Source organism: Burkholderia sp. KJ006, assembly GCF_000262695.1.
Classification (GTDB): domain Bacteria; phylum Pseudomonadota; class Gammaproteobacteria; order Burkholderiales; family Burkholderiaceae; genus Burkholderia; species Burkholderia vietnamiensis.
On sequence record NC_017922.1, the window covers coordinates 954,360 to 973,101 of the forward strand.

Sequence of the window (18,742 nt, forward strand, 5' to 3'; positions counted from 1 at the left end):
TTTTTCTCCAAAGTGTTCCGATGCGATGAAAATCCGAACCGCGCGCGCCGCGAGCAGTTCGTCGTGTGCTCGATGAACGATCGTGCCGCTCGCTGCGCGGCGCCGTTCGCGCCTGTCCGAAGCGCCGCTGGCGAGCACGCTCGTGTTCGTCAGAACGGCAGGCCGACGTCCGGCTTCGCAGCCGTCAGCACGCGGCGGAAATCCGCCTGGATACGCTCGAGCCCTTCCTGCGTCTCCGCCTCGAAGCGCAGCACGACCACGGGCGTCGTGTTCGACGAGCGCGCGAGGCCGAAGCCGTCCGGATACTCGACGCGCAGCCCGTCGATCGTCACGACCTCGTCCGCGCCGTCGAACTTCGCCTCGCTCTGCAGCTTCTCGATCAGACGGAAGTTCTCGCCTTCTTCGAGCTTGAGCTGCAGTTCCGGCGTGCTCATCGCATCCGGCAGCGCATTGAGCACCGCGCTCGGATCGGCCGTCTTCGCGAGGATCTCAAGCAGCCGCGCACCCGTGTACAGCCCGTCGTCGAAGCCGTACCAGCGATCCTTGAAGAACACGTGGCCGCTCATCTCGCCCGCGAGCGGCGCGCCGGTCTCGCGCAGCTTCGCCTTCACCAGCGAGTGGCCCGTCTTCCACATCAGCGGCTCGCCGCCCTTCTCCTTCACCCACTGCGCGAGATGGCGCGTGCACTTCACGTCGTAGATGATCTGCGCGCCCGGATTGCGCGACAGCACTTCCTCCGCGAACAGCATCAGCTGGCGGTCCGGGTAGATGATCTGGCCGTCCTTCGTGACGACGCCCAGGCGGTCGCCGTCGCCGTCGAACGCGAAGCCGAGTTCCGCGTCGGTGTCCTTCAGCGCCTGGATCACGTCCTGCAGGTTTTCCGGGTGCGCGGGATCGGGGTGATGGTTCGGGAACGTGCCGTCGATGTCGGTGAAGCGCTCGACCAGCTCGCAGCCGAGCGCCTTGAACAGACGCGTGGCGAGCGGACCGGCGACGCCGTTGCCTGCATCGACGACGAGCTTCAGCGGACGCGCGAGCTTCACGTCGCCGACGATGCGCGCGATGTACTGATCGGCCACGTCGAATGCTTCGTACGAGCCGCTGCCGGTGTCGTAGCGCTCGTCGACGATGCGGCGGTACAGCGCCTGGATCTGCTCGCCGTAGATCGCCGCGCCGCGCAGCACCATCTTGAAGCCGTTGTAGTCGGGCGGGTTGTGGCTGCCGGTGACGACGATGCACGAATCGACGCGGCGCTCACCGCCCTTCAGCGCGAGCGGCACGCTCGCCGCGAAATAGCCGACCGGCGTGGGCACCATGCCGACGTCGACGACGTCGACGCCCGCCGCACGCAGGCCATCGGCCAGCGCGCCGACGAGTTCCGGCCCGGACAGGCGGCCGTCGCGCGCGACCACGACGGCGTCGCCGCCTTGCGCGCGCACTTCGCTGCCGAACGCGCGGCCGATGGCGCGCGCCGTGTCGGCGTCGAGCGTCTTGCCGACCACGCCGCGAATGTCATATGCCTTGAAGATGGATTGGGAGATCATCAGTTCTCTCTCGGTTGCGTGCATGGAAAACGCTCGGACCGGCGCGTACGCATGGCCGCCTGCGCTGCCGCCGCGCAATCGCGGCGCACCTGGGCGACGGACCAATTCACATGCGCGCACGGCAGCAGCGGCATCTCGTCCCGGCGCGCGCAATGCGCGTTGCCGTGCGTGGCCGGGGCACCGGATCGCCGATACGGACGACTGCCGGCGATGCGCTTCACAATGTCGCCGGTTCCGCGTCGCTGCGGATCGCCGTGCACCGTCGCCGCGGCCGCCGACGCGCATGCAGCTCGCCCACACGACGCGCGCGTCGCGTCGTCGTTCGCGAACCGCGTTGCAAATCGCCACCGTCCTGCCACGGTCGAGCCGCATGCACGGCTGCCGATGCGCCGGCCGCGTCGCTTCCGCCCCCGCCGGTCGTTCGATCAGGCACTGTACGTCGCACACACGCAGACGGGCCGACAAAGCTCTGAACGATTCCGCCAGCGCGCGCCACGGCTACGACGGCATCGCATCCCCAGCCGCACGCGCCGCGCTCAGTCCGTCTGCGCGAGATACGGCGACGTGAACACGCGCGGCGGAAACGGCGCCAGCCCGCCTTGCGGCGTGAAGCTGTAGCGCAGATACACGGCGGCCGTCCATTCGCGATACTGATACGCGTTGCCGAACGACGCGGTCGCGCCGACGGCGAGTTGCGGCGCGACCTGATATTCGCCGCGCGCGGCCAGCGAATAGGCGACGCCCGTCTTGCTGTGCGACGGGTACAGCGCGCCCGGATCGAGGCCCACGGCCTGGCTGGCGGCCGCGTTCGCCGCCGCTTGCGCCTGCATGCCCGGATCGAGGGGGAAATACGGCACCGCGTTCTGCCGGTAATGCTGCACGCCGATCGAGCCGTTCAGATCGTAGGTGAACGCGCCGGTCCTGCCTGAATACTCGACCGGAATGTTCAGTATCACGTACTGCTGCGGGCTGAAGTAACCGCCGTGCCCGTACGTGAAATACGACTGGTTCTTGCTGAAGCGCATCCACGTCGCGTTGACGCCGACGGTGAGCGTCCGGTCGGCGTCGTTCAGGATGCGCGTATACGCGCCGCCGCTGCCCTTGCCGGAGAAGTTGCGCTCGACGTGATGGCCGTCGTAGAAGTCGAATCCGGCCGCGACGTAGGTGCCGCTCGTGCCGTCGTCCCAGCTCAGCGTGCCGCGCGCGCCGCTGCGCATCACGCCGCCCCACTTGAGGCCCGCGCCGGCGTCGCGCGCGCCCGCGTACGACAGCACGCTGTCGGTCACCGCACGGCGCGTCACGGCCAGCGAATACGCCGCGCGATCGGTGATCGCGCCGTTGTAGCGCGCGCCGCCGACGATGTCCTGATACGGAAACCCGACCGGCGTCGCGCCGATCTCGGCCTGCACCTGCTTGCCCTCGTAGCCGAGCGCGACGCCGACGCCGCTCGCGGTCTGCGAGCCCGGCGAGCCGCCGCCCGCCGCCTTCGACAAGCCGGCGCCGAATCGCGCGAGGGTCGGCACGTCGGTGCTCGCGCTGCCGCCGTCGAGCATGACCGGCGTGGCCGTCACGACGACGTGGCCGTTACCGGCCTTGATGCGCCCTTCGATCGGCGCCTCGATATCGGTGAGAGCCGACAGCCCGGCTTCGCCGGTCCGGTTGCGGAACACGAGGCCGCCGGTCAGCGCGCTGGTCTGTTCGCGATTCACCTGCGCGAGCTCCGAGGCGACGTCGAGCAGCTGCGCATCGGCGTTGGCGGCGCCGTCCGGCTGCGGCGGCTGGCTCGCGGGCCGGCCGCCCGCATAGCCGGCCGGCGGACGCGGAATGTAGCGTGGCGCCGCATACGGATCCGCGTCCGTCTGCGCGAGCACGGGCTGCCATGTCGCCTGCGCCTTCGCGCCGCCGCGCGCCAGCCTGCCGGGCCGGGACGCAGCCACGGGCACGGGCGCGGCCGCCGATGCAGTCGCCGATGCCGCGGCACGCGACGCGGGCGACATCGGCCACGGCGTCGCGACGTAGCCCGCACCACAGTCGTCGTCAGGGCTGCCCGACGCCCCGCATTCGGGCGACGGCACGTCGGCCGCCGCCTCCCGATACGACCGATAGCGCGGCGCGGCCGCGGCGCGTCCCGACTCCGCCAAGCCGCCGCCGTCGCCGCCGTAACCGTCCGGATCGCGCGCAACGGGCAGCGGCGCGGCGCGCGGCGCCGGACGGGCCTCGGGCATGGCGGACGGTATGACGTAGGTCGCGGGCGGCGCGGGCGGCATCGAATAAGGCACGGTCGGAACGTAAGAGGACGGAGAGGGCCACGAAGGCGCGCCGGGCGCCGGCAGCGCCGCGCCGGAACGCGTCGACGGACGCGCCGCATCGACGGCGGTCTTGCCTTCGAACGGATTGGTGCCGGGCAGCGGGTTCGCGCCGATGCGCCGCATCGCGTCGTCCCAGCCGCGCGGCACGTTCGCGCGTGTCGGCTTGCCGGACGCGGGCGGCGTATTGGCCACCAGCAACGCCCGCTGCAGATACTGCGCGGCGAGCGTGAGCTTGCCTTGCGCGCGATACAGGCGGCCGACGGCCGCGAGCAGCGCCGGATCGTCGGGCGCACTGCGCAGCGCGCTCGCCGCGAACGCTTCACCGTCGTGCCACGCCTTCGCGCTGCTCGCCGCATAGATCGCCGCGATCAGCAGGCCGACGTCGTCGGGGCGGCGGGCCAGCGCGACCCGATAGCACTTCAGCGCGTTCGCCGGATCGCCGGCCGACGTGTACAGCCGCGCGAGCGCACCCTGCAGCTCCGGGTTGTCGGGCATCGCGGCCAGCCACGGCGCGATGACGGCGTAGCCGCCGGCGAGGTCGCCTTCGTCGCGCACCTGATCGGCGCGACGCACGACGATGTCGAGATTGAGCCGTTCGAAGTCCGCACGCTGCGCGGGCGACAACTGCATCGCATCGAGCCGCCGCATCGCCTCGGCCACGCGCGCATCGTCGTGCGCGGCCGACGCGAGCCGCGCGTATTGCAGCAGCAGGCCCGCGTTGCCGGGTTCCCGGCCCAGCGCACGCTGCACGATCCACAGCGCGCGCGCGGCGTCGCCGGCCTGCGCGTAGCCGGCGGACAGCTGCGCCGCGAGCGCCGGCACCGACAGGCCGATGCCGTCCGCCTCGTGCAGCACGGCGAGCGCCTTCGCTTGCTGGCCATGGCGCACCAGGCGCGTCGCGAGGGCCACCTGCTGGCCGACCCACAACCGGTGCTGCAACGTCGTCATCGCCGCGGTGCGCTGCGCGGGGGCGATGCGCTCGAGCCGCTGCAGGCCGACGCTCCAGTCCTGCGTCTGCTCGGCCAGCAGCGCACCGGCATAGAGCGCATCGGGCATGTCGGGCCGCTCGGCCAGCAAGCCGTCCATCAGGCTGCGCGCGGAGGCGATCGCGCCTTGGCGCACGTACACGCGCGCGAGGTCGAGCCGCAGCCACGGATCGTCCGGATTGCCAGCGAGCGCATCCTCGAACAGGCTGCGCGCCGCGCCGAGGTCGCCGTGCGCTTCGGCCTGCCGCGCCTGCGCGGCCTCGGCCGTACTGCGCAAGCGCTCGAGGCCGCCCGCCTTCGCTTGCTGCTCGGCGCTCAGTTGCGTCGCGAACTGCAACGCCTCGTCCGCGCGCCCCTGCGCGGCCAGCGCGCCGACCAGGCCGCGCATCGCGTCCGGGTTGTCCGACTGGCGCCGCAACGCCATCCGGTACGCCTGCTCGGCGCCGGGCGCGTCGCGGTTCTCCAGCAGCGCGTCGCCGAGCAGCACCTGCGCGGTGACGTTCGACGGGTCCGCGAGAATCGCGCGCTCGAACAGTGCCTTCGCCTGCGCGAAGTCGCCGTTGCTCTGCGCGCCGAGCGCGCTGCTCGTGTAGAACCAGTAGGTCGCGCTGTCGAGCGCCGAGCGCCAGCGCGCCGCATTGCCGCCGCGCGACGCGCGTTCGAGATCGCTGCGCGCCTGCGCGAAGCGCTCCTGCTTCAGCGCGACGATGCCGCGCCCGCCCAACGCATCGCTGTCGTTCGGGTTGGTGTCGAGCACGGCGTCGAAACGCGCGCGCGCCGCGGCGAGGTCGCCACGATCGAGCGCCGCGAAGCCGTCGTCGATCGCGCGGCCGCGCGCTTCGTTCGCCGCGCCGCGCCGATCGGGCTCGCGCGCCGCCAGATCGGGCCGCACCATGCTGTCGTAGCGCGCCTTGACCGGAGCATCGTCGGGCGCGACCTTCAGGTACGCGAGATAGCGCGCCTGGTCGGACGGCCGCGCCGCGAGCCACAGCAGCGCCTGACGCCAGCTTTGCAGCGCGTCCTTGCCGACCTTGCCGTCGCCGGCCAACTGTTCGAGCCGGTCGATGCCGTCGCGGCGCGTCGCGTCGCGATAGGTCAGATGTTGCGCATAGGCGAGCGCGTAGCGCGGATCGTCCGGGTTGTCGCGCGCGAGCCGTTCGAGGCCGCGCCGCGCATCGTTCCATCCGCTCGGCGTGGCCGCGAGCGCCTGGAAATACTCGCGCTGCAGCGCCGGCGACGACGGCACGCCCTGCAGCGCGCGCTGATACTGCCGCACGGCCTGTTCGCTCTGCCCGCTTTGCGCGAGGCGGCGCGCATCGCCCAGCTCGGCGTCCCGCGCACTCGATTCGCCCAGGCGGCTCGCGAGTTCGTCGATGCGCGCGAAGCCGGGCGCGGTGCGGCGCAGTTGCTCCAGATAGCGGCGCGCGCCGTCGAGATCGCGGCGATCGGCGAGCACCATCCCCATTCCGAACAGTGCGTCGGGCTGATTCGGATCGACGCCGAGCACCTTGTTCCACGCCTGCGCCGCGAGATCGCCGCGACCGTGCGCCTGCCAGTAGCGGCCCTGATCGACGAGCACTTTGAGCGCGTCGTTGGCGGCCTGCGCCGCATGCGGCAGCGCCAGCGCGCACACGAGGCTCGCGACACCGCCCGCGCGGGCGCCGAGCCCGCGTAACCGTCGGTCGCGCATGTCACTCCTTCAGCCGGCGCGCCGCACGCGCACGCAGCAAACGATAGAACAGCGCCGCCGCGATGAAGGCGCCCAGCACGCCGACCAGCGCGAGCAGCACCGGCCGCCCCGACATGACCCAGCGCACGTAGGTGAGCGGCGGCAGCGCGCCGAGGTGATACGCGGTGTCGGTCGACGCGACCGTCACCGTGCGATCGCGAATCACCACCGTCGCGCCGCGGATCGACGCGAGCAGATCCTCGTCGAGCAGCGCCGGCCCGAGCACCGCGTCCGCATGGCCGGTCGCGCCGATCAGCGCGACCGCGCTGCGGGTCTTGCGCAACGGCGATTCGAAGCCGGCGATCACCGCGCTCGCGCCGTCCGCCACGATCGACAGGCCGGCCTGCACGCGCTCGGCGCCCGGCGAATCGGCCGCGACCGCGCGGCCGAACAGGCCGCCGAACACGCCGCCGCGGCGCTCGTCGTCGAACGGGATGCGCGCGGCCCAGCGGCTCAGCAGCGGCTGCGAGTCCGGCGCGCCGAGTATCAGCAGATCGCGCGACGCGAACGCGTCCACGCCGGCCGCGTCGGTCACCGCCACGCCGCTGACCGGATAGCCGGTCGACGCGCCCATCCGCCCCATCGCGAGCAGGTACAGGCCGTAGACGTCCGCCGACGGCTCGTTCGGCAGCACGACGGCCGTGTCCGACAGATCGGCCATGCGCGTGAACGGAAAGCCGCTGTTCGCGAACGCGGCCAGATCGGGCAGCGCGATGTAGTGCGGAAACGACGACACGTCGATCGTCGAGCCCGGGTCGATCGCGCCCGCGACGTTCTGCAGCAGCCGCCCGGTGCATTTGCCCTGATCCGGCATCTCGTAGAAGAAGTTCAGCGCCAGTTGCGCATGCGGCGTCACCAGCGGCGGCGGCACGTGCAGCGTCGCGCGCGCGGTGCCGTCGGCGACGAACGGCAGGTAGCGGCTCAGGCTCCAGTTGGCCCAGTCGCGCGCCGGAATCGGCAGCGCCTTCACGAACGTATCGTCGACGCTCAGGTTGAGCGACGAGCGATCGGCGCGCAGGGTCGGCGTATAGCGATACCGCAGATCGATCGGCGCGCCGCGCGTGTTCCACGTAAACAGATCGGGCGCCATGCGCAGATCGAGCCGCACCGGGCCGGCCTGGTAGCCGGACACCGACAGCGCGCGTTCCGCCGCCAGTTCGCCGAAGCGGACCGGGCGAACCGACGACAGCCAGTTCGGCGCGTCATACGGCACGCGCGGCGCGGGCGGCTGCACACCGGTGACCGTGGCGCGCGTGCCCGCGAGCGGGCCGCGGCCGAATGCGAGCGCCAGCGCGGCCGCCTTCAGTTCGGCCGGCGTGCGGCCGAGCACCAGCAACAGCTGGCCGTGTGCGGGCGCGGGGCGGTCGGCGACCGCCAGCGTCGGCCCGTCGATGGCCGGCAGCGGGACGCCGTCCACCCGATCGTCGGTGGTCGCGAACACCACGACGTTGCCCGCTTCCGGCATGGCGCCGACGCGCACCGGGAAGCGCGCGCCGCGATACGACGCGAGCGCGCCGAACCACGATGCGACGATGCCGGCCGCCTCCAGCGTCTCGCGCGACGGCCGCGCGGCGAACGCGAACGGCAGCTCGAGCCGCCGCACGTCGCGCTGATCGAAGAACGGCGCGGGCAGCACGCCGAGCTCGGGCGGCTCGGGCAGCGTCGCATAGGTCAATTCCAGGCGGCTCGCGTTGCTCACCGTCGCCCACAGCGACGAACTGGCCGGATTCTCGCAGCCGTTCGTGTAATGGCCGATCAGCTGAACGTTCAGATGGTTGTACTCGGTGACGAAGCGCGGATCGATCGGCACGTCGCGTGCGACCGTCATCCCCGCCTGCGCGGCCGGCAGCGGCAGCGTCGCCGCCACTTCGCCGTTGACCAGCACCTTCAGCTGCGACAGATCCGGCAGCAATGCGGGCGAGTAGCTGTAGACGAGGTGCAGCGCCGCCGCCGTGACGACCTCGTCGCGCCGCACCGAAAACGCGACGCCGTTCTGGCCGTCCGTGCCGTGCAACTGCAACGGATCGCGCGCGCCGAGATCGGCGAACGTCAGCGCCTGACGCCGGCCGCCCGGCGCCGGCGTGCCGGGCTCCGCCGTGGTCGGCAGCCGGCCGGCGCGGCGACGCTCGGCTTCGTCCTTCGGCACCGGCTCGGCGAGCAGCGGCGGCGGCGCGACGGCGGGGCCGGCCGGCACGGCCATCGACAGTGACGGCAAACGATCGGCCAGCCGCTCCGGCGGCTCGCCGGGCGATGCGGCACGATCGAACGCGCGCACCGCGCCGGGCTGCTGGGCCAGCGCAGCGGATGCCCAGAGGCCCGACGCGACGCCGCTCGCGAGCGCGCCGAACGCGAACGCGAACGCGTACGTCCGCAGCTTGCGCGGCAAGTGCGTGTGCCAGCTGCCGGCCCGCGCGCGGCATGCCGCGGCCGCCCCCATCGAAACGCGCGCGTTTTCACCCGCGTCGTCGCGCGTGCCGCCGCGCCATCGCGACATCCCCGTCATGCTGTTTGCCCTCGTGTTATTTCTTCGTGATGGTGTCGGCGGCGTCGCCCTTGCCGCTGCGCCCGCCGTGGTAACCGCGGCCGCCGCGCAGGTCGCCGTACAGGCGCGCGATCACGCGCAGCAAGCCACGTATGCCGACCGTCGCGAGATGCAGGAACGCATGCGGCGGCGAGTCCGGCCGGCGGCCGGCCGTCCAGTCGATCCATGCGTCCGCGCGCGCGAACGTCGAGCTGACCAGATCGAATTCCTGTTGTTGCGACAGGGTCTCGAAGCGGATGCCGAGCCGCCCCGGTTCCGCGTACTCGATCGTCCCCGGAAACGCGTACTCGTCGACGCCGCGAAACAGCGACACGGTCACCTGTTCGCCGTCGGGCACTCGCGCGTCCTCCGGCACCGCGACGCCGATGCCGCCTTCCGAGTAGTCGAGCGTTTCGCACGCCAGCGTGCGGCCGTTGCCGAACCGCAGCATCACCGGAATGCGCGCGGCGACGCGATGCGACTCGCGCACCTGCCGGCGCTCGTTCGCCGCGGCGACCGCGAGGCCGAGGATCAGCAGGTTGTAAGTCGTCCACGCGAGGTTGAACGCCGTCGTCTGCACCTCGCTGCCCACGCCGCGATTCAGCGCGATATGCAGCGCGCCCATCGCGAGGCCGAACGCGTTCAGGATCACCAGGCTCAGGTACGGCTTCGAGATCGCCCAGTCGAAATAGCCGCGGTCGATCCGGCCGCCCTTGGCCGTGACGTTGAACGTGCCCAGCCGCGGATTGACCAGCGCGAGCAGCGTCGGCAACGCGATGTACGACGCGAGCACGGCCTCATAGACCTCCGCCCAGAACGAATGCCGGAACCGGCTCTGCATCCGCGAGTTCGTCAGCGTCGCGTGCACGACGTGCGGCAGCGCGTAGAGCGCGAGCATCGTCGCCGATGCGTGGATCACGTGCGCGCCGAAGAACAGGAACGACAGCGGCGCGGTGAGGAACACCAGCCGCGGGATGCCGTAGAAGAAATGCATCATCGCGTTGAGGTAGCACAGCCGCTGCCCCAACGTGAGTCCGCGGCCGAACAGCGGATTGTCGATGCGGAAGATCTGCGTCATGCCGCGCGCCCAGCGGATGCGCTGGCCGATGTGGCCCGTCAGGCTTTCGGTCGCGAGACCGGCCGCCTGCGGGATCGCGAGATAGGCGGTCGTATAGCCGTGGCGATGCAGCTTCAGCGCCGTATGGGCGTCCTCGGTGACCGTCTCGGTCGCGATGCCGCCGATCTCCTCGACCATCGAGCGCCGCAGCAGCGCGCACGATCCGCAGAAGAACGTCGCGTTCCAGAGGTCGTTGCCGTCCTGCACCAGCCCGTAGAACAACTCGCCTTCGTTCGGCACCTTGCGGAAGATCCCGAGGTTGCGCTCGAACGGATCGGCCGAGAAGAAATGGTGGGGCGTCTGCAGCATCGACAGCTTCGGGTCGCGGATGAACCAGCCGAGGCACAGCTGCAGGAACGAGCGCGTCGGCACATGATCGCAATCGAAGATCGCGACGTACTCGCCGTGAGTCGACTTCAGCGCTTCGTTCAGGTTGCCGGCTTTCGCGTAACGGTTGTGATCGCGGATCGTCCAGTGCACGCCGACGGCTTCGCAGAAGTCCCTGAACTCCGGCCGGCGCCCGTCGTCGAGCACGTGGATCGACAGCTTGTCGGCCGGATAGTCGAGCGCGAGCGCCGCGTAGATCGTCGGTTTGACGACACTGAGCGGCTCGTTGTACGTCGGGATGAACACGTCGACGCTCGGCCAGTCCGCGCGCGACGCGGGCAGCGGCAACGGCTTGCGCCCCAGCGGCCATGCCGTCTGGAAGTAGCCGAGCAGCAGCACCGCGGCCGCATACACTTCGGCCGCGACGAGCAGCGCGCCCCAGGCGGCGTCGAGCGGGTGCGACCACACCAGCGTTTCGGTGAGTCGCCAGAACATGTACCGGCCGGTGGCCACAACCGACAGCACGATCATCACGAGCGTCGCGTAGCGGCCGTTCACGCGCCGGATCGCGAGCGCACCGGCCAGGCAGCAGGTCGCGAACGCGAGCTGGCCGGCGTCGTCGAGCGGCACCGTACAGACGAAATACAGCGCCAGCGCCGCGCATGCGGCGAGCGGCGCCGTGACGAGCCAGCCGCTGCCCGGCAACCGGTCGAGCAGCCGGTCGAGCGCCGATCCGCGAGCGGCCTCGACAGCCGCGCTCATGCCACGCTCCGCGCATTCGCGCGCCGCCCGAGCGCGCGCTCGAGCCACTCGGCGCACGCGCTCAGATCGGCCGCGGCCTGCGAACGCGGGTCGTAGCGATTCACGGTCGTGCGGCACGCGAGCGATTCAGCGACGCCCTGGTCCGCGTGAATCACGCCGGCGAAGCGCGCCGCGCCGACGCTGTCGCGCAACGCGCGCAGCACGTCGCGGCCCAGCTCGCGCGACTGATCGACCTGATTGACCACGTAGCCGTCGCCGATGAAGTCGGTGCGCGTCGCCGCATAGGCGTCGAGCATGCGCCGCATCTGCGGGATCGACGCGTACGACGCCGCGTCGGCGAGCAACACGGTCAGCACGAAATGCGCAGCCGTCAGTGCGGCGCGCATGTAGACCGACGAGCCGGGCGGCGTATCGACGATCACGATGTCGTCGTCGCCGAGCGCGAGCGCGGCGAGCCCGCGTGCGAGCCACGCCGGATCGCGATCGAGCATGCGCTCGAAGCGGCGCTGATCCGTTTCGCCGACCACGCCGAACGGCATCACCGCGATGCCGTCGACCACCGCGAGCGGCCACTGCCGCTCGCTCAGCGCCGCGCCGGCCAGCCCGTCGCTCATCTCGAGCGGTACGCCAAAATGCAGCTTCAGCGCATTCTGCGGATCCAGATCCACCACGCACACGCGATGCCGGCGCGACGCCGCGAGCACGGCCGCGAGGTTCGCCGCCAGCGTCGTCTTGCCGACGCCGCCCTTTGCCGACGCGATCACGACGATCTTCATGAACGGCCCGTCCATACCGGCGGCTGCTTCGGCGCGTCGGCCGGCACATGGCCGCGCAGCCGCTCGAACAGCGCATTCAGCGGCTCGGACGAGCCGGGCGCGCGCGTGCGGTCTGAGGCCGGCGACTTGCCGACCAGTTTCTTCAGCGCGCCGGCGCTGCGATCGCGTGCGGCGGCGTCGGTTGCGGACGCTACGCGCGTGTCGGCCGTCACGGCGTCGACCTCGGGCTGCGTGTGCTCGGCAGCGATCGGCGCGGGCGTGCGAGGCGCGTCGTCCGCTTGCAATTCGACACCAGCGAGCAGCGGCCAGCGCGCGCGCGCCGCATCGGCATCCGCTTCCGCGCGCACCTCGTGATAGCGTCCGGCATCGCCGCCGAAACGCTTGAACAACGATTCGATATCCCGTGAGCTCGACATAAGCTGCCCTGTTGTCATGACGGAGAGTCCGGTCGCGCGGACCGTTCAGTGCGGCGCGCGAGCGATGCGCAACTCGATCCGTGCGTCGTCCTGCGGCACGACGTCCTGCGTCACGCGCAGGCCGGCCGCGCCGACGCTGTCGAACCAGCCCTGATACGCGCCCTGCAGGAACGCCGCCGACCAGCCAAGATGGCCCGCGCCGAGCGCGCGCAACGGCGCCGCGTAATGAACGATACGCAGAAATGCCTGTTCGTCGGACAGCTTGGCGTAGCCCCACTGCATCTCGCGCCAGCGCGCGTTCAAGGCGTTCGCGAGATCGTCGGTCGACTCGCACGGGCCGAGCGGATGCGCGGCCGCGAAGCGCATGCCGACGCGCGCCATCAGTTGGCGGAGTTCGTCCTGATCGAGCTGATCGCTGAATTCGCCGGCAAGCGCCTCCAGGAACCCGCGCCATTGCGGCGACACCTGGCGCTCGAGAAGGTGCTCCAAGATTTCCTGCATGCGAGACGGCCCCGGTGAAATTGGATGATCGGTGTGCCCGCATCGTGCATGTCGTGTGCGGGCATCGTGCCAACGGCGTTTTGGAAATCGTAGCGAATCCCGCTTCGCGGATGGGCGCCAACATCTAGCCCGGAGGCGACAAACTGGCAGACGTAACGGACAACGGGCCGGCTGCGTCAGTGCGGCCGTTTCGTGTGCTCGCCCGTCGCCGGGCGGCAAACACACTTCACGCAGCGCCGGGCGCGCCGCGAGGCATCGAGCGACTACGCGGGTGTCGTGTCAGGCCAGGCCCGGCGACGATTCATCGCGGAATTCGCAGAACAGTTCGCGCCGATCGGCGAGCACCTCGATCTGCTCCGGCGTCAATCCGGCGACGATCGATGCGACTTCGTCGGACATGCCCAGCTGCTGCTTCGCGACTTCGCGATCCGCATGCAGCAGGCGCTGCGCGAGCGTCAGGTATGAACGGTTGAATTCAGCGATTGCGTCGAAGACGTCGTCCTGTTCGGCCATGATCGTTCCTGTTATTGTCGGCCGGCCGTCGGATTCGGCAGGCCACGGGGCGCATGTTCCCGACGCCCGGCGTTCTCGACCGAATACTGTATGTGACGCATGCACCGCTGAACGGACAAAGCATAGATGTAATCCGCCAAATCGCGATGTTTGGCGACTGGCGCGATTGCCGCAATCGCCGCAATTACCGCCGGCGCGGAATGGGACCTACGGGGACGGAACCGGTGCGTCCGGCCTGGCCTGCGTCAGGCGCTCGACGAGCGCCTCGAGCTCCGCCGGCTTCAGCGCAATGATCAACGACGCAATCTCATTCGAGATGCCGAGCTCGCGCGCAGCCACGTCACAATCGATCTTCAGCATCTGCTGCATCAGTTCGAGGTAGGCCGGGTCCAGCGCTTCCAGTGCGCGGCAAATGTCGCCTTGTTCCATCATCGCGCCCTCCCGATAACGCGCCCGTGATGTCGATGGATCGGCATTCCGACGCGTCGGCAGATGCCGTTCCGGTGTGCGGATGCAAGCCGCGCTTCGACGCGGCTGCCGTCGAATGAATACCATTTCAAAATAGTTCGTTGTGCAATTCGTGATGTCGTGATCGGCCTGTCCGATTCGCCCAGGATTCAGTCGTCGTTTCAATCCGGAACGCCCCTAGGATTTGTGCAACTGCACACGCTCGACGCAATGCGATTGCGCGGTGTGCAACGTCGATTGTCTGGGCGCCCGGACGCCGCATCGGAAACCGGCGTGGTCCGCTCTTCACTCCGAAATCATGGAAATATCGCTATGTTGAAAGTGACGAAAGCCGTCTTTCCGGTCGCCGGCCTGGGCACGCGGTTCCTGCCCGCCACCAAGGCGAGCCCCAAGGAAATGTTGCCGGTCGTGGACAAGCCGTTGATCCAGTATGCCGTCGAAGAGGCGATCGAAGCGGGCATCACCGAGATGATCTTCGTGACCGGGCGCAGCAAGCGCGCGATCGAAGATCACTTCGACAAGTCGTACGAGATCGAGGCCGAACTCGAGGCACGCGGCAAGGAGAAGCTGCTGTCGCTCGTGCGCAGCATCAAGCCGAGCCACGTCGACTGCTTCTACGTTCGCCAGGCCGAAGCGCTCGGGCTCGGTCACGCCGTCCTGTGCGCGGAGAAGCTCGTCGGCGACAACCCGTTCGCCGTGATTCTCGCCGACGACCTGCTCGACGGCCCGACGCCGGTTCTGCGCCAGATGATCGACGTATTCGACCACTATCATGCGTCGGTCATCGGCGTCGAGGAGATCGCGCCGGCGGATTCGAAGTCCTATGGCGTGATCGACGGCAAGCGCTGGGAAGACGATCTCTTCAAGCTGTCGGGGATCGTCGAGAAGCCCGAACCGGCGCAGGCGCCGTCGAATTTCGGCGTCGTGGGCCGTTATGTGCTGAAGCCGAAGATCTTCAAGCATCTGCGCGGACTCAAGCCGGGCGCGGGCGGTGAACTGCAGCTGACCGACGCGATCCAGTCGCTGCTCACCGATGAACAGGTGCTCGCGTACCGCTACGACGGCACGCGCTTCGACTGCGGCAGCAAGCTCGGCTACCTGAAGGCGACGGTCGAATTTGCGTTGCGGCATCCGGAGGTCGCGGCGGATTTCGAACGGTATCTGCTCGCGCGGATGTCGGAGCAGCTGGTCGTCTGACGCCGGTCGCGCGCCGCGGACCGCGGCGCATCGTGCGACCGATCTTTCACGCCACGTGCCGCGGACATTGCGGCGTCGCGCAGCGAGGACCGCACATGTGGACCGCCATCGGCAACCTCGGTGACGCTGCGCTGACGCTCCCGCTCGCCGCCGTGTGTTTCGCGTGGCTCACGCGCTCGTTGTACGGCTGGCGCATTGCGCTGTCGTGGGCCACGCTGCTCGCCGCGGCGATGTTGCTCGTCGGCGTCACGAAGATACTTCATGCGGGATGCGGCGTGCAGATTCGCGCGGTGCACTTCCGCGCGATCAGCGGGCATGCCCTGCTCGCTGCGGCCGTGTGGCCGATGGCGTGCCTGCTGATGCTGCACGACGGCTGGAACACGCGTACATTGCGCGCGCTGTTGCCGGGGCTCGCGCTTGCCGCGACGATCGCCGTGGCGCGCGCACGCGACGACGCACATACCACGTCCGAAGTGATGGCCGGCTGGATGCTCGGTGTGCTCGTCACCGTCGTGCTACTGAAACGATGGACGGATGCACCGATCCTGCCGCCCGTATTGCGGCCGCTCGCGGTGGTGTCGGTATGCGCCGTGGCGGCGCTTGCGTATGGACGGCATGCGGCGATTCAGGATGCGATCGACATGTATGCGCCGGTGGTTTGTGCAAGGGGGATGTGAGCGGGGGATGGCCGAATCATCGGCAGGGCAGGCGGCGCACGATCGGGGCTAATGAATGGCAGCGCCGAGCAACATTCTGTCGGAATCGCACGGTACACATTACCCACAATGCGCTTATAGCGCACCGCACCATTTCTTCTCGCTGGGGAGCCGATGAAGATTCTCATCTACGGCATCAACTATGCACCAGAGCCCGCTGGCATCGGCGAGTACACCGCCGAAATGGCTGAAACGCTCTGCGAGAAGGGCCACACGGTACGCGTCGTGTGCGCACCGCCGCTCTTTCCCCAGCGTCAAGCCGCCAACGGTGACTCGCTGCGACGGTATGAGGTGGAACCGCGCAATCGCGCCATGCTGTGGCGCGTCCCGCTATGGATTCCGTCACGAGCGGGCGGTATGCGCCGCATCGCGCACCTGGCCAGCTTTGCACTGGCAAGTCTACCGGGCATGCTTGCGCATGCTATCTGGCGCCCTGACGTCGTCATGTGCATCACGCCAAGCCTGTTGAACGCTCCGGCGGGCTGGATCGTCGCGCGGTTGGCTGCGGCGCATGCGTGGATTCACATTCAGCATTCGGCGGCCGCCGCGCCGCTGAGCGGCGGACTATTGGAGAGATCCCTGTTCACGCGCGCCGTGCTCGCCATCGAGCGGCTGCTTCTAAAGCGGTTCGATACCGTATCCGCAATCTCGGGCAAGATGGTCGAACACGCAATGGACAACGGCATTGATCCACGCAAGCTCGTCCACTTCACGAACTGGGCGGACGTTCACTCAATCTACCCGCTTCGACGGCCGAGCGAACTGCGCGCCACGCTATATATTTCTCCGGCCGCGACGGTGGTGCTCTACTCCGGCGATATGGGCACGATGCAAGGGCTTGATATTCTCGCCGAGGCGGCCCACCGACTTGTGTTGCGCGACAACGTGATATTCGTCTTTTGCGGCAACGGGTCCGCACGTGCGGAACTCCTTCTGCGTTGTGTCGGCCTCAGGAACTGCCGGTTTCTGGAGCGACAACCGCATGCCCGGCTCAATGAGCTACTAAATCTCGCTGACATCCACGTCATACCGCAACCCGCTGGCGCTCGTAATCTTACGATGCCATTGGATCTGCCGCGGGTGTTCGCCAGCGGACGTGCCGTGGTCGCCGTGGCTAACCCCGGAACCGAACTGCACGATGTGGTCGCTTCGCGCGGCGTGGTGGTGCAGCCGGGCGATTCAGAACGGCTTGCATCGGCTATCGACGCGCTGGCAGCGAATGCGGCCGAGCGTGCTCGTCTAGGACAGGCCGGGCGCAAATTTGCCGAGGCCGTCCTCTCGCGCGACACGGTGTTGAAAAAACTCGACGCCAGGTTGCGCGCATTGCGTCCGGTGTCGTCCAACGCTGGTGTACCCGGCGCACGGCATCCGGATTTCTGAAACTGCATTCGACTCTTCTCCATACCGCAACATGAAGATCACCATCATCGGTACCGGCTACGTAGGCCTCGTCACTGGCGCTTGCCTCGCCGAAATCGGCAACGACGTGTTTTGCGTCGACGTCGACCAACGCAAGATCGACATCCTGAACGGCGGCGGCGTACCGATTCACGAGCCGGGCCTGAAGGAGCTGATCGATCGCAATCGCGCGAGCGGCCGGCTGCAGTTCTCGACCGATATCGAAGCGAGCGTCGCGCACGGCGACATCCAGTTCATCGCCGTCGGTACGCCGCCCGACGAGGACGGTTCCGCCGATCTACAATACGTGCTCGCCGCGGCGCGCAACATCGGGCGCTACATGACCGGCGCGAAGGTGGTGGTCGACAAGTCGACCGTGCCGGTGGGCACCGCGCTGCACGTGCGCGATGCAATCGCGACCGAGCTCGCGCGGCGCGGCGTGCGCCATGAATTCTCGGTCGTGTCGAATCCGGAGTTTTTGAAGGAAGGTGCGGCCGTCGACGATTTCATGCGCCCGGACCGCATCGTGATCGGCACCGATTCCGACGAAGCCGGCGAGCGTGCGCGCGAACAGATGAAGCGGCTGTATGCGCCGTTCAACCGCAATCATGAGCGGACGCGCTATATGGACGTGCGCTCGGCAGAGTTCACCAAGTATGCGGCGAACGCGATGCTCGCGACGCGCATCTCGTTCATGAACGAGCTTGCGAATCTGGCCGATCGCGTCGGCGCGGATATCGAGGCCGTGCGGCGCGGCATCGGTTCGGATCCGCGGATCGGTTACGACTTCCTGTATGCCGGGGTCGGCTACGGCGGATCGTGTTTTCCGAAGGACGTGCGTGCACTGGTGCAGACCGCTGCCGAATACGGCCAGTCGCTGCGGATTCTGGAAGCCGTCGAGGCGGTCAACGATGCGCAGAAGAAAGTGCTGCTCGAGAAGATTTCGGAGCGATTCGGGGAAGATCTGTCGGGGCTCACGTTCGGGCTGTGGGGGCTGGCGTTCAAGCCCAATACCGACGACATGCGCGAGGCGCCGAGCCGCGATCTGATCGCCGGGCTGCTGAAGCGTGGTGCGAGCGTTCGCGCTTACGATCCGGTTGCGACGGAGGAAGCGCGGCGTGTGCTCGCGCTCGATCTTGGCGACGATCCTGGGGCGCATGCAAGGCTTCAGTTCGTCGCGACGTCGGAAGAGGCTGCGGCCGGCGCCGACGCGCTGGTGATCGTTACCGAGTGGAAGGTGTTCAAGAGCCCGAATTTCGCGGCGCTGGTGGAATTGCTGAATGAGCCGGTAATCTTCGATGGGCGGAATCTTTATGAGCCGGAGGCGATGGGGGAGTTGGGGGTTGAGTATTACAGTATTGGGCGGCCGGATGTCCGTGAGCCGAACGAACCGATGAAAGTTCTAAGGGTGGCGCGAGCGCAATGAGGGAGTGCGTAACCCGCGGCCGAGAGATGCGCAATA

The 18,742-nt window shown here is 68.8% G+C and carries 13 protein-coding genes; 4 read left to right on the forward strand and 9 right to left on the reverse strand.

The features are described 5' to 3' along the window. Positions 1-149: 149 nt before the first annotated feature. The 9 genes from MYA_RS28130 to MYA_RS32370 form a co-directional block, all read right to left on the reverse strand. Positions 150-1,544: a phosphomannomutase/phosphoglucomutase gene (locus tag MYA_RS28130; RefSeq protein ID WP_041494401.1), complete on the reverse strand. Its 1,395-nt coding sequence runs from the start codon at positions 1,542-1,544 to the stop codon at positions 150-152. Between the two features lie 536 nt (positions 1,545-2,080). Then, positions 2,081-6,529 carry a cellulose biosynthesis protein BcsC gene (locus tag MYA_RS28135; protein WP_014726200.1) on the reverse strand — a complete coding sequence of 1,483 codons (4,449 nt, stop codon included), beginning with the start codon at positions 6,527-6,529 and terminating at the stop codon, positions 2,081-2,083. Between the two features lies 1 nt (position 6,530). Beyond that, positions 6,531-9,071: a cellulose biosynthesis cyclic di-GMP-binding regulatory protein BcsB gene (gene bcsB / locus MYA_RS28140; protein WP_014726201.1), complete on the reverse strand. Its 2,541-nt coding sequence runs from the start codon at positions 9,069-9,071 to the stop codon at positions 6,531-6,533. A 16-nt stretch (positions 9,072-9,087) separates the two neighbouring features. Further along, positions 9,088-11,295, reverse strand: a complete 2,208-nt coding sequence (bcsA, locus tag MYA_RS28145) for a UDP-forming cellulose synthase catalytic subunit (protein WP_014726202.1) — start codon at positions 11,293-11,295, stop codon at positions 9,088-9,090. Next, entirely contained in the window at positions 11,292-12,071 is a 780-nt protein-coding gene (bcsQ, locus tag MYA_RS28150) for a cellulose biosynthesis protein BcsQ (RefSeq protein WP_041494471.1), read from the reverse strand. Before bcsQ ends, bcsA begins: the two co-directional genes overlap by 4 nt. Then, complete coding sequence (gene bcsP, locus MYA_RS28155) at positions 12,068-12,505, reverse strand: cellulose biosynthesis protein BcsP (RefSeq protein ID WP_318999882.1); 438 nt, start codon at positions 12,503-12,505, stop codon at positions 12,068-12,070. The genes bcsQ and bcsP overlap by 4 nt, the downstream gene beginning before the upstream one ends. Before the next feature lie 27 nt (positions 12,506-12,532). Further along, entirely contained in the window at positions 12,533-12,988 is a 456-nt protein-coding gene (bcsD, locus tag MYA_RS28160) for a cellulose biosynthesis protein BcsD (protein ID WP_041494403.1), read from the reverse strand. Positions 12,989-13,267: 279 nt separating this feature from the next. After that, on the reverse strand, positions 13,268-13,501 hold the full coding sequence (locus MYA_RS28165; protein WP_011880561.1) for a flagellar transcriptional regulator FlhD: 234 nt from the start codon (positions 13,499-13,501) through the stop codon (positions 13,268-13,270). 207 nt (positions 13,502-13,708) lie between these two features. Next, positions 13,709-14,134: a flagellar transcriptional regulator FlhD gene (locus tag MYA_RS32370; protein WP_238539617.1), complete on the reverse strand. Its 426-nt coding sequence runs from the start codon at positions 14,132-14,134 to the stop codon at positions 13,709-13,711. Between the two features lie 147 nt (positions 14,135-14,281). Here MYA_RS32370 and galU point away from each other — a divergent pair, with 147 nt between their 5' ends. The 4 genes from galU to MYA_RS28190 all read left to right on the forward strand — a co-directional run bounded on the left by galU (position 14,282) and on the right by MYA_RS28190 (position 18,706). Next, positions 14,282-15,166, forward strand: a complete 885-nt coding sequence (gene galU, locus MYA_RS28175) for a UTP--glucose-1-phosphate uridylyltransferase GalU (RefSeq protein ID WP_011880563.1) — start codon at positions 14,282-14,284, stop codon at positions 15,164-15,166. A 95-nt stretch (positions 15,167-15,261) separates the two neighbouring features. After that, positions 15,262-15,843 (forward strand): phosphatase PAP2 family protein, encoded by a 582-nt coding sequence (locus tag MYA_RS28180; protein WP_014726208.1) that lies wholly within the window; start codon positions 15,262-15,264, stop codon positions 15,841-15,843. A gap of 153 nt (positions 15,844-15,996) precedes the next feature. Beyond that, the gene (locus MYA_RS28185) at positions 15,997-17,262 is read left to right on the forward strand and encodes a WcaI family glycosyltransferase (protein ID WP_014726209.1); all 1,266 of its coding nucleotides are present in this window, start codon (positions 15,997-15,999) and stop codon (positions 17,260-17,262) included. Positions 17,263-17,293: 31 nt separating this feature from the next. Beyond that, a complete protein-coding gene (locus tag MYA_RS28190; RefSeq protein WP_041494404.1) occupies positions 17,294-18,706 on the forward strand; it encodes a UDP-glucose dehydrogenase family protein in 1,413 nt (470 codons plus the stop codon). Positions 18,707-18,742: the final 36 nt, after the last annotated feature.

Bases quoted from the DNA above. Each gene is read 5' to 3' on its own strand.
- MYA_RS28130 (WP_041494401.1), bottom strand. From the start codon at position 1,544: ATGATCTCCCAATCCATCTTCAAGGCATATGACATTCGCGGCGTGGTC.
- MYA_RS28135 (WP_014726200.1), bottom strand. From the start codon at position 6,529: ATGCGCGACCGACGGTTACGCGGGCTCGGCGCCCGCGCGGGCGGTGTC.
- bcsB (WP_014726201.1), bottom strand. From the start codon at position 9,071: ATGACGGGGATGTCGCGATGGCGCGGCGGCACGCGCGACGACGCGGGT.
- bcsA (WP_014726202.1), bottom strand. From the start codon at position 11,295: ATGAGCGCGGCTGTCGAGGCCGCTCGCGGATCGGCGCTCGACCGGCTG.
- bcsQ (WP_041494471.1), bottom strand. From the start codon at position 12,071: ATGAAGATCGTCGTGATCGCGTCGGCAAAGGGCGGCGTCGGCAAGACG.
- bcsP (WP_318999882.1), bottom strand. From the start codon at position 12,505: ATGACAACAGGGCAGCTTATGTCGAGCTCACGGGATATCGAATCGTTG.
- bcsD (WP_041494403.1), bottom strand. From the start codon at position 12,988: ATGCAGGAAATCTTGGAGCACCTTCTCGAGCGCCAGGTGTCGCCGCAA.
- MYA_RS28165 (WP_011880561.1), bottom strand. From the start codon at position 13,501: ATGGCCGAACAGGACGACGTCTTCGACGCAATCGCTGAATTCAACCGT.
- galU (WP_011880563.1), top strand. From the start codon at position 14,282: ATGTTGAAAGTGACGAAAGCCGTCTTTCCGGTCGCCGGCCTGGGCACG.
- MYA_RS28180 (WP_014726208.1), top strand. From the start codon at position 15,262: ATGTGGACCGCCATCGGCAACCTCGGTGACGCTGCGCTGACGCTCCCG.
- MYA_RS28185 (WP_014726209.1), top strand. From the start codon at position 15,997: ATGAAGATTCTCATCTACGGCATCAACTATGCACCAGAGCCCGCTGGC.
- MYA_RS28190 (WP_041494404.1), top strand. From the start codon at position 17,294: ATGAAGATCACCATCATCGGTACCGGCTACGTAGGCCTCGTCACTGGC.